We start from the raw sequence: 12003 nt of genomic DNA, 5'->3' as shown, positions 1-12003 counted from the left end.
CCTTTCGGTGAGATCAGCGCTCGGCGCGCTGGTAGGCGGTGACGACGGCGGCGCCGCCGAGTCCGATGTTGTGCTGCAGCGCGGCTTCGACGCCGTCGACCTGGCGTTTGTCGGCGGTCCCGCGCAGCTGCCAGGTCAGCTCGGCGCACTGCGCGAGGCCGGTGGCGCCGAGCGGGTGCCCCTTGGAGATCAGCCCGCCGGACGGGTTGACGACCCACTGGCCGCCGTAGGTGGTCGCCCCGGAGTCGACGAGCTTCCCCGCTTCGCCCTCGGCGCAGAGTCCCAGCGCTTCGTAGAGCAGGAGCTCGTTGGCGGAGAAGCAGTCGTGCAGCTCGATGACCTGGAACTCCTCCGGCCCCAGCCCCGCCTGGTCGTACACCTGGCGCGAGGCCTGGACGTTCATGTCGTGGCCGATGATGTTCTTCGCGGTCCCGTCGAAGGTGCTGGCGAAGTCGGTGGTCATCGCCTGTCCGACGATCTCGACGGCTTGCCCGGCGAGGCCGTGCGAGTCCACAAAGGACTCGCTGGCGAGGATCGCCGCGCCCGAACCGTCCGAAGTCGGGGAGCACTGGAGCTTCGTGAGCGGGTCGTAGATCATCCGCGAGTCGAGGATGTCCTGCAGCGAATAGCTTTCCTGGAACTGCGCGTACGGGTTGTTCACCGAGTGCCGATGGTTCTTCTCGCCGATCTTGGCGAAGTGCTCGGCGGTGGTGCCGTAGGTCTTCATGTGCTCGCGGCCGGCCGCGCCGAACATCCACGGCGCCGGCGGGAAGAGCACCTCGGAGATCTCCGCGAGCGCCTGGAGATGCCTGCCCATCGGCTGCTCGCGGTCGTCGTAGGTCGAGCCGAGCGAACCCGGCTGCATCTTCTCGAACCCGAGCGCGAGCGCGCAGTCCGCGCGGCCACCCCGGATCGCCTCCGCGGCCAGGTACAGCGCGGTCGACCCGGTCGAGCAGTTGTTGTTGACGTTGACCACCGGGATCCCGGTCATGCCCAGCTCGTAGACCGCGCGCTGTCCCGAGGTCGACTCGCCGTAGACGTAGCCGACGTAAGCCTGCTTCACCTCGTCGAAGGAGATCCCGGCGTCGGAGAGCGCCTTGGTCCCGGATTCCTTGGCCATCTGCGGGTAGTCCCAGTCCTCGCGGCGTCCGGGCTTCTCGAACTTCGTCATGCCCACGCCGACGACGTACACCTTGTTGGCCACCACGACGCTCCTTGTCGTTGCCGGGTCGCTGCTGAAACTGAAGATACAGACAGGACTGTATTTATCAACCCCTTACATACATTCCTGAACGGATGTTATCCATCGCACGCTGAGTGTCAGGTGACGCAGACGAGGCGGCCGCACCCCCGTTAAACAGGGCGAACACCACTAACAGGGGGTTTCGATGAAACGGACGAGCTTGGTCCTGGCCGCGACCGTCGCCGCCGGACTGCTGTCAGCGGGGACGGCGTCGGCGAGCGATTGGACGATGAGTTACCTGCCGCTCCCGCCCGGCGGCAGCGGCATCGCACGGGTGGCCGCCACGAACGGTGCCGGGGGCTACGCGGGGACAGCCGACGGGAAGCTGATCACCTGGGATGGCGGGACCTTCGCGGACCACGGCATCCCGGCGGGCTACCTCTCGGTCGAAGCGGTGGACGAGAACGCGTCCGGTTCGGTCCTCGGCAACGCCGTCTACTACCCGGACGGGAGCCGCTACCCGGGCAAGCACGCCTTCGCCTTCGAGAACGGCGGATTCCAGTTCCTGGGGAAGGTGGCGGGCTACTACAACTCGCAAGCTCTCGGCACGAACGACCGCGGCGACGTCGTCGGCACGGTGTTCAACGACATCCGCTACGGCTCCACCGCCGCTTTCTGGCCGTCCGGCGACCACGCGCACCCGGTGCTGCTGGACGTCCCGCCGCTGCTCACCCCCGTCGACATCGACCAGGACGGCACCATCTTGCTGAACGAGCAGTTCGGTGGCACCTGGCTCTGGAAGGACGGAGTGCTGCGGCAACTCGTGCTCCCGGAGGGTCTCCGCGAATCACGCGGGATCGCGATCCGGAACGGGAAGGTGCTGGCCTCGACCCAGCTGGGCGACCGGCTCTGGACGGCGTTCGACACCTCCGAAGAGGTCCCGGACAACATGTCCACGATGGCGCTCAACGGGTCCGGGCTGGTCACGGGATGGATTTCGCCGAGGACCCCCACAGCGTGGTCCCCGGGCGGCCCGGTGACGACGCTCCCCGCCCCTGTCGGCGCGTACGGCACCGTCGTTGGCGACAACGGCGAGATCGCCGGAACGCTGGAGGGCGGCGGCTACGACGGTATCCCGGTGGTGTGGCGCCGTGGCTAAAGTCGGGGCATGGATCTCGACGAGCGGTTCGCGCTGCTGACCACCGCGCATCTGACCGACGGCTGCGTCCGCGCCGGCGTCCCGGTCCGCTGCGCGCCCGCCGGGACGCACGCGGTCGTGCCCGGCGGGCGGGTGGCCGGGCGGGTCTCCCCCGCCCGGCACGTCGGCAGCGTCGACGTCTTCCTGGAGGCGTACGAAACCGCCGCGCCCGGGGACATCCTGGTCGTCGACAACCGCGGCAGGCTCGACGAAAGCTGCGTCGGCGACCTCGCTGCGCTCGAAGCGCAATCGGCGGGCCTGGGCGGCGTCGTCATCTGGGGGCTGCATCGCGACACCGCCGACATCAAGAAGATCGGGCTGCCGGTGTTCAGTCTCGGCTCGATCCCGACCGGCCCGCTCTCGGTCTCCGCCCGCCCGGACGGCGCGCTCGACTCGGCCGTCGTCGGGGAGTGGACGGTGACGCGGGACGACCTCGTGTTCGGTGACGACGACGGCGTCCTGTTCGTCGCGGCCGACCGGGCGGACGAGGTCCTGAATCGCGCCGAGGCCATCCGCGACACAGAACGCCTCCAGGCTGAGCGGATCCGCTCCGGAGAGTCACTTCGCGCGCAGGTCCGCTTCGCCGACTTCCTCGCGGAGCGCGCGAAGTCGCCTTCGCTGACGTTCCGGGAGCACCTGCGGGCGGTCGGCGGCGCCATCGAGGAGTAGGGGGAGCAGGGGACCTTTGCTATCGCCGTGGCCCCTGACCTGCGGAAAGAGAGCAAGGGACCTTTGGTATCTCGGCGACCGGTCCCCCGGGCTCCTCGCGCCGGGCAGCCCTGCTCGCTACTTCATCCCGGTGGCGCCGGTGACGATCGCCTCGACGGCGGTCGCGCTGGCGGGCGGCTGGCGTGACGACGGCGACCGCCGGGCGATCGTCACCGCCGCCGTGGGCACGGCCGCCGCCACCGGCATCACGGTCCACCTCGTCCGGTCGGTCAACCTGACGTTGCCGAAAGAACAGCCGGACCAGATCCGGCGCGAAGAGCTCGCCAAGAAATGGCATCGCGCGAATCTGGCCCGGCTGGCCCTGCTCATCCTCGTGCGAGTTGCTTTCCGCCGAGCCACAGCAGCCCGTCGATGACGAACCGGTTCTGCACCTCACTGGCGAAGGTCGACGAAAGCGGCTGGTTCGTCTCGTAGTTCATCTTGTTGTGCCCGAAGTTGGCGTACAGCATCTTGTACTTGTTGTTGGTCCAGAGAATCGGGTAGTACCCGCTGTACCAGGACTGGTTCGGGTCGGTCCCCAGCGGGAAGCTCACCGGGTCCACCGACGCGAGGATCTTGATGTCCGGGTTCTTGCGCAGGTCGTTGTTCCAGGCGTACCACTCGCTCACCGAAGAGGTGAACGTCGCGGGCAGCCGCGTGGTCGAGGGATGGGGCTTGTTCTCCACCTTCAGCGTCGCCGTCGTCGGGCCCCAGGTGTTGGACTTGAAGCCGCCCGTGCCGAGGAATCTGTTGTGGTACCAGTCCCAGGCGGACGGATTGGTGTTGAAGGCCGCCACGTGGAAACCGAAGAACGCGCCGCCCGCGTTCATGTAGCGCTCGAAGCCCGAACGCTGCGCCGAGGTCTGCGGCAGGTCGTCGAGGAACAGCACGACCTGGTACTGCGAGGGCTGCAGCGAATTCAGCTGATTCCAGTTGTTGGTCGCGGTGTAGCTGAAGTTGTTCTGCGACGCGGTTTTCGGGAACCACTGGTTGGCTTCCTTGACGAAACTGATGTGCGCCGCGTCGTACGTGCCGTTGTAGAAGGCCAGCACTTTGAACGCGGGTGCCGCTTGTGCCGCGACAGGCGCCAATGCCAGCGCGAGACACGAAACGAACAGCAGAGCGAGCCGGACCGCGAATTTCCTCATACCTCACCACCCGTGCCGATAGCGAAGGCCGAACCCGAACGGGAACAGCCCGGACTTTCCATCACCGACGTTGATCGGCTGCTGGTCAGCGCTGCGCATCCACGTCACCGGCAACTTGCCGGTGGGGTTGTGATCGCCGAAGAGCACGTCCGCGACGCCTTGGCCCTCCGAGCCGGGCAGCCACGACGCGATCAGCCCGTCCCATGCCGGTAGCTGCTGGGCGATGTCCAGCGGCCGCCCGGAAACGAGCACGACCACGGTCGGGACTCCGCTGTCCTGAAGCCGCTTCAAGGTCGCCAGATCTTCGGCGTCGAGCCCCATTCCCTCGGGCTTGTCACCGCGGCCTTCGGCGTACGGCGTCTCCCCCACCACCGCGACAGCGACGTCGTAGGACTTGTCGATCCCGTGCGCGTCCTTGTCGAAAGCGACCGTGGACGACGGTTTCGCGGTGTGCCGGATCCCTTGCAGGATGGTCGTTCCCTCGGTGACCGGGCCGCTCTTGCCCTGCCAGCCGACCGTCCAGCCGCCGCTCTGGTTGCCGATGTCGTCGGCGCTCTTGCCCGCGACGAAGATCCGGTTGCGCGACTTGTCCAGTGGCAGCACCCGGTTCTCGTTCTTCAGCAGCACCTGCGATTCGCGGACGGCCTGCCGCGCGAGGGCGCGGTGTTCGTCGCTGCCGACGGTCTTGAGGAACCGGCGGTCGGTCAGCGGCCGTTCGAACAGGCCCAGTTCGAACTTCTTCGTCAGGATGCGCCGGTTCGCGTCGTCGATCCGCGACGGCGTGACCCGCCCGGCGAGGACCTCGGCCTTCAGCGTGTCCATGAACTTCTGATACTCGAAGGGCACCATCACCATGTCGATGCCGGCGTTGATCGACGCGGTGACCTCGGCCGGGGTGAAGCCCGGCTGCCGGTCGATCTGGTCGATGCCGTTGTAGTCCGAGATCACGATCCCGGAGAACTTGAGCTCGCCCTTGAGCACGTCGTTGATCAGGTAGGAACCGGCGTGCATCTTGAGGCCGTTCCAGCTGCTGTAGGAGATCATCACCGAACCGACGCCACGGCGGACGGCCTCGCGGAACGGCGGCAGGTGCACCGCACGGAGTTCGGCTTCGCTGATGTCGGTCTCGCCCTGATCGTCGCCGCCGGTCGTGCCGCCGTCGCCGATGTAGTGCTTCGCGGTCGCGAGGACCGAGCCCGGCGCGGACAGCGAACGGCCCTGCATGCCGTCGATGGCCGTCGTCATCGAGGACGCGATTTCCGGTACCTCGCCGAAGGATTCGTACGTCCGGCCCCACCGGTCGTTGCGGGCGACGCACAGGCACGGCGCGAAGTTCCAGTCGATCCCGGTGCCCGACACCTCTTCGGCTGTCGCGCGGCCGATCTTCTCGACCAGCGCGGGATCGCGCGTCGCGCCGAGGCCGATGTTGTGCGGGAAGACGGTGGCGCCGTAGAGCCCGTTGTGCCCGTGGACGGCGTCGACGCCGTAGATCAGCGGAATGCCGAGCCGGGTGGCGAGCGCTTCCTTCTGGAAGCCGTCGTACATGTCGGCCCAGATGGCCGCGTTGTTCGGGGTCGGCTGGGAACTGCCGCCGGAGAGCAGGGAGCCGAGCATTCCCTTGGTGACGTCGCCGGGCGCCTTGATGCCGAGGCGTTCGGCCTGCGTCATCTGGCCGATCTTCTCGTCGAGGGTCATGCGCGACAGCAGATCGGCCACGCGGACCTTCACCGGCCGCCAGGCGTCCCGGTAAGCGGGGCCGTTTCCGGCCAGTGCCGGGGTGTGCGACCCCAGCACGAGCGCGGCGGTCAGTATCCCCAGTGTGAATCTCCGCATCCGGGTCCTCCTCGACACCAGGCGTAAGTTCAAGGCTTGAATTAACGCATGACGGAGGTTCTATGGTCTAGACCTGCAAAAAAGACGGTTCCCGATGACCGACACCGGCCCGAATCGATAACCTGGAGATTATGGAACTGCGGGACATAGAGATCTTCTTGGTGCTGGCCGACGAACTGCATTTCGGCCGCACCGCGGAACGGCTGCACGTCTCGCAGGCACGGGTGAGCCAGTCGATCAAACAGGTGGAGCGGCGGATCGGCGCACCGCTGTTCGCCCGCACCAGCAGGCGGGTCCAGCTCACGCCGATCGGCAACCGGCTGCGGGACGACCTCGGCCCCGCCTACCGCGCGCTGCACGAAGGCATCGACCGCGCGATCACGGCGGGACGCGGGATCGGCGGCGTGCTGCGGCTGGGCTTCGAGGCACCCGGCGTCGCCGATCTGACCGAGGGCCTGCTCGACCGCTTCCGGCAGCGCTACCCGGACACGGAACTGCTCATCCGCGAGGCCGATTTCGCCGATCCGGCGTCGATGCTGCGCTCGGGTGAGATCGACGTGCTGGTGACCCTGCTCCCGGTCGGCGAACCCGACCTCGTCACCGGACCGGCCGTCCACACCGAACCGATGGTGCTCGCGGTGTCGTCGAAACACCCTTTCGCGCGACGGAAGTCGGTGACCCTCGACGACCTCGCCCGCGACACCGTCCTCCGCGCGGCGCATCCGCCGGAGCCGTACTGGGTCGAGGAACCGCGCCAATGGCTGACGCCGGCCGGGCATCCCGTGACCCGAGGCACCCCGTTCGCGACGTTCCAGGAACTGCTCGCCGCGATCGCGGCAGACTCCGGCATCTGCCCGCTCGCCGCGCACGCCCAGGAGTACTTCAGCCACCCGCGAATCCGCTTCGTGCCCTTCACCGGCTCACCCGACGTCGCGTGGGGCCTCGTCTGGCCGTGCTCCGCCGAGACAGCCCGCGTACAGGCCTTCGCGTCCGTCGCCTCCGCTTCGCTTCCCTGACTCCCCCGCATTTCGTCCTCTAAATGCGCACTTCACCGGGGCCGGGCACTTACTCGCGTTCAACGTCCCGAATGTGGCGTTGGGGACGCTGGACGCCCCCAACGCCACATTGGGGACATCACCGCCGTACCCGCGAGCAAGCAGGCACCCGAGGCCCGCAGGTCCGCATTTCGTCCTCTGAATGCGGCGCCCACCTGCGGGAGGAGCAAGGGACCTTTGCTATCGCCTGCCGCCCAAAACCAGCCCCGAGCTGCGTGAAGGCCCCCTTCCCTCGGCTGAACCGAGGGAAGGGGGCCTTCACGCGAGTCCCGAAAAAGGAGAGCTACCCGAGGGCCTTCTCCACCCAGTCCTGCTCCAGCTTCACGACCTGCCCGTTCACGGCCACGGTCGGCGTGCCGAAACCGGGGCCCTGCCCGAAGTCCTGCTGCAGCGACGGATCCGTGGAGATCTTCTTGTACGCGTCCTGGATCTGCTGCTCGTAGACGCCGGTGTTGATCGCCGTCGCGAAGGCCGGGCCGGTGATGCCGACGTCCTGGCCGAGCTTGATCAGCTGCGCCTTGTCGAATCCGCGCGCGCCCTCCTGCGGCTGGTCCTTGAACAGCGCGTCGTGGAAGGCGAGGAACTTGCCCGCGTCGGCCGCGGCGAGCGAGGCGTTGGCCGAGTCCAGCGAGTACCCCGGCGGGTCGGAACGCTGGTTGAGCATCGGCAGCATGTGGTACCGGATCGTCAGCGTCCCGTTGTTCACCTGCTCGTGGAGCTTGTCCTTGAACGTCTCTTCGAACTGCTTGCAGATCGGGCACAGGAAGTCGGCGTAGACGTCGACGGTCTTCGTGGCCTCGGGTTTGCCCGCGGTCACGACGGCTCCGTCGCGCTTCTCGACGACACCGGGCGCCCAGGTGCCCGCCTGTGGCGCGATGTCCTTGCCCTCGGTGGAGTTCTTGCTGGACGTCGTCCAGAGCACGCCACCGATCACCAGCGCGGCGAGCACGACCACCGCGACGGTGATCGCGACGACCTTCTTCTTGTCTCCGCCCGCGACGCCCCTGGCCTGCGCCACCGAGCGCGCCGCCGTCTGCTCCTGCTTGCGTTTCCGAGCGTTGCGCTCAGCTCCACCCACGATTATTCGTTCCCTTCAGCGATACCCACATAGTCGTCGTCGGCGGGGCCCCCGGAGTTCCCGAGCCAGCCGTCCACCGACAGCCAGGTCCGCGGCCGCACGATCAGCCAGACCCCGAGCAGCGCGAACCCGAAGTCCCTGGCGATCTCCTGCGGATACTGCGTCTGATCCGCGGCGATCTGACCGCCACCGCCGAAGCAGCCGCAGTCGATGCTCAGCCCGCGCGCCCACGATTGGGCGATGGCGGCGATGAGCACCGCGAGCAGCAGCACCGACAGCACCGACGCCCACCGGGTCACGAACCCGGCGAGCAGGAACAGGCCGAGCGCCAGTTCGACGAGCGGCATCCCGATCGCGACCGGGCGCACGAACCCGTCCGGCAGGACAGCGAAAGCCTGCACCGCGATGTAAGTCTGTCCCGGATCGCTGATCTTCAGCGCTCCGGAAATCAACCACACGGCGGCCAGTCCGAGCCGGGCGAGTGTGCCCACGGCGTCGAGTACGACTTGGGGCGGTCTACGCACGGGCTTAGGCTAGCCGTCAACCCTGAGAACAACGTGAGGCGGCGGACGGAGGCACCCGATGAGGGGACGCGCCCTGCTGGTGGCGTGTTTGATGCTGGTCACAGCGACGGCCTGCGGCAAAGAAGCCGGTCCGTCGGATTCCCTCGTCGCGCGCGCCGTCGCGTTCAACGAGCTCACCATCGGGATCCGCTTCGACCAGCCGGGCCTCTCCCATCGGACGGTCGACGGCCGGTACGTCGGCTTCGACGTCGACGTGGCGAAGTACATCGCCGGTGAATTGGGCGTGGACGAGGATCACATCACCTGGCACGACAGCAAGCCGTCGTCGCGCGAGACGGACATCACCTCCGGGATCACGGATCTGATGGTGGCGACCTACTCGATCACCGAGAAACGCAAGCAGATGGTCGCCTTCGCCGGCCCTTACTTCGACACCGGCCAGGACCTGCTCGTCCGCCTCCGGTCGACAGACATCACCGGTCCCGAGAACCTGAACGGCCGCAAGCTGTGCGCCGTGGGCGGCACCACCTCGGCCGAGCAGGTGCGGGACAAGTTCGCCCAGGCCGTCCAGCTCGTCGAGTACCCGCGCTACCAGGACTGCGTCACGGCGCTGCTCGCCGGACAGGTGGACGCGGTGACCACCGACGACGTCATCCTGGCCGGTTACGTGGCGCAGAACCCGGAGTTGCTGAGGGTGGTCGGCAAGCCGTTCTCGAAGGAGAAATACGGCGTCGGCATCCGCAAGGACGACATCGAGGGGCGGGCGGCGGTGGCCAGGGCCATCCAGAAGATGATCTCGTCGGGGGAGTGGCTCGAATCGCTGAACCGCAACATCGGCCCGTCCGGCTACCGGATCCCGCCTCCGCCGCAGGTCACCGAGCAGTGACCCTTCCCGATCTGCCGGTTCGCGCCGTCCTGCCCGAACTCGAAGCCGCTCTCGACGCCCATGGCACCGCGGTGCTCGTCGCGCCCCCTGGCACCGGTAAGACCACCCTGGTGCCGCTCGCGCTGGACAACGGCGAAGGCCGGGTGATCGTCGCCGAACCGAGGCGGCTGGCCGCGCGCGCCGCGGCGGCGCGGATGGCGTCCCTGCTCGGCGAACGGGTCGGTGAGACGGTCGGCTACTCGGTCCGAGGCGACCGGAAGGTGTCTTCTTCGACGCGCATCGAAGTGGTCACTTCGGGGCTCCTAGTCCGGCGGGTGCAGGGCGATCCCGAACTGGCCGGGGTTTCGACCGTCCTGCTCGACGAATGCCACGAACGCCACCTCGACGCGGACCTGCTGCTCGCGTTGCTGCTGGACGTTCGCGCCGGGCTGCGGGACGATCTGCGCCTGCTCGCGACGTCCGCCACCGTGGCCGCCGGGCGGCTGGCGGCCCTGCTCGGGGACGCGCCGGTGATCACCGCGCAGGCACGGACTTACCCTGTCGACGTCGCGTACTCCCCGCCCACGCGCGGCGAGCGGATCGAGGCGACCGTGGTCCGCGCGATCCACAAAGCACTGTCCGAAGGGGACGGCGACGTGCTCGCTTTCCTTCCTGGCGCGGGAGAGATCGCCAGGGTGAGCGGGCTGCTCAACGGCCTGGACGCCGACGTGCTGCCGCTGCACGGGCGGCTTTCGGCGGTGGCCCAGGACGACGCACTGCGCCCGCGTGCCCGCCGCCGGGTGGTGCTCTCGACGTCGGTCGCCGAGTCCAGCCTGACCGTGCCGGGCGTCCGCGCGGTGGTGGACTGCGGGCTGTCCCGGGTGCCCAGGGTCGATCATCGGCGCGGCCTGCCGGGGCTGGCGACGGTCCGGGTTTCGGCCGCGGTCGCGGACCAGCGCGCCGGCCGCGCCGGACGCGAGGCGCCGGGACGCGTCTACCGGTGCTGGGCGGCACACGAGCAGGGTTCGCTTCCCGCGTACCCCGAGCCCGAGATCAGGACGGCGGAGCTGGCGCGTTTCGCGCTCGAACTCGCGTGCTGGTCCACTCCGGACGGTTCCGGCCTCGCCTGGTGGGATCCGCCGGGTGAAGGCGCGCTGGCCGCCGGTCGCGCGTTGCTGACCACGCTCGGGGCGACAAACGAAGACGGGACAGTGACCGAGCGCGGCCGGAAAATGGCCGGTCTGGGCCTGCATCCTCGGCTGGCGCGCGCGTTGCTGGACGGCGCGGCGCGGACCAACGCGCGTTCGGCGGCCGAGGTCGTCGCGCTGCTGGACAGCGGCGGCTCGCTGACCGACCTCGAAGCCGAACTGCGGCGGGTGCGGGGCGACGAGCGCTGGAAGTCCGACGTGCGCAGGCTTTCCAAGCTGGTGCCCGACGGCGGCGGCGCGGCCGATCCGGCGCTGGTCGTGGCGCTGGCGCATCCCGAGCGGCTCGCGCGACGGCGGTCCACGGGGACGCCGGTGTACCTGATGGCCGGTGGGACGGCGGCGGAACTGCCGCGCGGCAGCGGGCTGGCCGACGTCGAATGGCTGGCGGTGGCCGAAGCGACCCGGGATCCCGGCCGCGCGCAGGGCATCATCCGGCTGGCCGCGCCCGCGGACGAGGACCTCGCCGTCCGCGCGGCCCCGAATCTGGTGTCCTCGAAGGACGAGGTGCACTGGTCTTCGGGTGATGTCGTGGCGCGTTCGGTGCGGCGGCTCGGGGCGATCGTGCTGTCGGAGAAGCCGTTGCGCTCGCCCGCGCCGGACGCGATCCGCGCCGCGCTGCTGGACGGCTTGCGCGCCGAAGGGCTCGGCCTGCTGCGGTGGTCGGAAGACGGGCGGCGACTGCGCGATCGGCTGTCCTTCCTGCATCGGGTGCTGGGCTCGCCGTGGCCCGCCGTCTCCGATGCCGCCTTGCTGTCCACTTTGGACTCATGGCTCGACCTCGGCACCGCCCGCCGCCGGTCGGACCTGGCCTCACTGGACGCGGGTGCCGCGCTGCGCGGGCTGATGCCCTGGCCCGAAGCTTCGCGGCTGGACGAACTGGCGCCGGACCGGCTGGAGGTACCGACGGGTTCACGGATCCGCGTCGACTACTCGGGTGAGCAGCCGGTGCTGGCCGTGAAACTGCAGGAGACCTTCGGGTGGCTCACGACGCCGGAGCTGGCGGGCGTGCCCGTCGTACTGCACCTGCTCTCGCCCGCCGGACGGCCCGCCGCTGTCACCGCCGATCTGGAGTCGTTCTGGCGCAACGGTTACGCGGCCGTGCGCGCCGATCTCCGCGGACGCTACCCGAAGCACCCCTGGCCCGAAGACCCGCTGAGCGCCGCGCCCACGCGACGGACCGCGCGGCGCGGCGGGTCGTGACCG

At 68.9% G+C, this 12003-nt stretch carries 11 protein-coding genes; 6 read left to right on the top strand and 5 right to left on the bottom strand.

Annotated elements, in window-relative coordinates:
• Positions 1-13: 13 nt before the first annotated feature.
• On the bottom strand, positions 14-1207 hold the full coding sequence (locus ACZ6YV_RS23660) for a lipid-transfer protein (RefSeq protein ID WP_465511678.1): 1194 nt from the start codon (positions 1205-1207) through the stop codon (positions 14-16).
• Between the two features lie 181 nt (positions 1208-1388).
• Here ACZ6YV_RS23660 and ACZ6YV_RS23655 point away from each other — a divergent pair, with 181 nt between their 5' ends.
• The 3 genes from ACZ6YV_RS23655 to ACZ6YV_RS23645 all read left to right on the top strand — a co-directional run bounded on the left by ACZ6YV_RS23655 (position 1389) and on the right by ACZ6YV_RS23645 (position 3465).
• Positions 1389-2342 (top strand): hypothetical protein, encoded by a 954-nt coding sequence (locus tag ACZ6YV_RS23655; protein WP_465511677.1) that lies wholly within the window; start codon positions 1389-1391, stop codon positions 2340-2342.
• A gap of 9 nt (positions 2343-2351) precedes the next feature.
• On the top strand, positions 2352-3050 hold the full coding sequence (locus tag ACZ6YV_RS23650) for an RraA family protein (RefSeq protein WP_465511676.1): 699 nt from the start codon (positions 2352-2354) through the stop codon (positions 3048-3050).
• A gap of 139 nt (positions 3051-3189) precedes the next feature.
• The gene (locus tag ACZ6YV_RS23645; protein WP_465511675.1) at positions 3190-3465 is read left to right on the top strand and encodes an anthrone oxygenase family protein; all 276 of its coding nucleotides are present in this window, start codon (positions 3190-3192) and stop codon (positions 3463-3465) included.
• Here the strand turns inward: ACZ6YV_RS23645 and ACZ6YV_RS23640 are convergent.
• The gene (locus tag ACZ6YV_RS23640; protein ID WP_465511674.1) at positions 3416-4237 is read right to left on the bottom strand and encodes a ThuA domain-containing protein; all 822 of its coding nucleotides are present in this window, start codon (positions 4235-4237) and stop codon (positions 3416-3418) included. The two genes, ACZ6YV_RS23645 and ACZ6YV_RS23640, sit on opposite strands and share 50 nt — an antisense overlap.
• 3 nt (positions 4238-4240) lie before the next feature.
• The gene (locus ACZ6YV_RS23635) at positions 4241-6070 is read right to left on the bottom strand and encodes a glycoside hydrolase family 3 protein (RefSeq protein ID WP_465511673.1); all 1830 of its coding nucleotides are present in this window, start codon (positions 6068-6070) and stop codon (positions 4241-4243) included.
• 131 nt (positions 6071-6201) lie between these two features.
• Here ACZ6YV_RS23635 and ACZ6YV_RS23630 point away from each other — a divergent pair, with 131 nt between their 5' ends.
• A complete protein-coding gene (locus ACZ6YV_RS23630; protein WP_465511672.1) occupies positions 6202-7086 on the top strand; it encodes a LysR family transcriptional regulator in 885 nt (294 codons plus the stop codon).
• 322 nt (positions 7087-7408) lie between these two features.
• On the opposite strand, the gene ACZ6YV_RS23625 is transcribed toward ACZ6YV_RS23630, so the two are convergent.
• Positions 7409-8203, bottom strand: coding sequence for a DsbA family protein (locus ACZ6YV_RS23625; RefSeq protein WP_465511671.1), 795 nt, complete (start codon positions 8201-8203; stop codon positions 7409-7411).
• Between the two features lie 2 nt (positions 8204-8205).
• Positions 8206-8694, bottom strand: coding sequence for a MauE/DoxX family redox-associated membrane protein (locus ACZ6YV_RS23620; protein WP_465511851.1), 489 nt, complete (start codon positions 8692-8694; stop codon positions 8206-8208).
• 91 nt (positions 8695-8785) lie between these two features.
• Here ACZ6YV_RS23620 and ACZ6YV_RS23615 point away from each other — a divergent pair, with 91 nt between their 5' ends.
• Entirely contained in the window at positions 8786-9613 is an 828-nt protein-coding gene (locus ACZ6YV_RS23615) for a glutamate ABC transporter substrate-binding protein (protein ID WP_465511670.1), read from the top strand.
• Positions 9610-12000 carry an ATP-dependent helicase HrpB gene (gene hrpB, locus ACZ6YV_RS23610; protein WP_465511669.1) on the top strand — a complete coding sequence of 797 codons (2391 nt, stop codon included), beginning with the start codon at positions 9610-9612 and terminating at the stop codon, positions 11998-12000. Before ACZ6YV_RS23615 ends, hrpB begins: the two co-directional genes overlap by 4 nt.
• Positions 12001-12003 lie beyond the last annotated feature (3 nt).

It is taken from the genome of Amycolatopsis sp. NPDC102522 (genome assembly GCF_055584485.1).
This window is presented reverse-complemented; position numbering and strand designations above follow the sequence as displayed.

Excerpts from the sequence above, each read along its gene's own strand:
- ACZ6YV_RS23655 (WP_465511677.1), top strand. The coding sequence starts at position 1,389 with ATGAAACGGACGAGCTTGGTCCTGGCCGCGACCGTCGCCGCCGGACTG.
- ACZ6YV_RS23650 (WP_465511676.1), top strand. The coding sequence starts at position 2,352 with ATGGATCTCGACGAGCGGTTCGCGCTGCTGACCACCGCGCATCTGACC.
- ACZ6YV_RS23640 (WP_465511674.1), bottom strand. The coding sequence starts at position 4,237 with ATGAGGAAATTCGCGGTCCGGCTCGCTCTGCTGTTCGTTTCGTGTCTC.
- ACZ6YV_RS23635 (WP_465511673.1), bottom strand. The coding sequence starts at position 6,070 with ATGCGGAGATTCACACTGGGGATACTGACCGCCGCGCTCGTGCTGGGG.
- ACZ6YV_RS23630 (WP_465511672.1), top strand. The coding sequence starts at position 6,202 with ATGGAACTGCGGGACATAGAGATCTTCTTGGTGCTGGCCGACGAACTG.
- ACZ6YV_RS23615 (WP_465511670.1), top strand. The coding sequence starts at position 8,786 with ATGAGGGGACGCGCCCTGCTGGTGGCGTGTTTGATGCTGGTCACAGCG.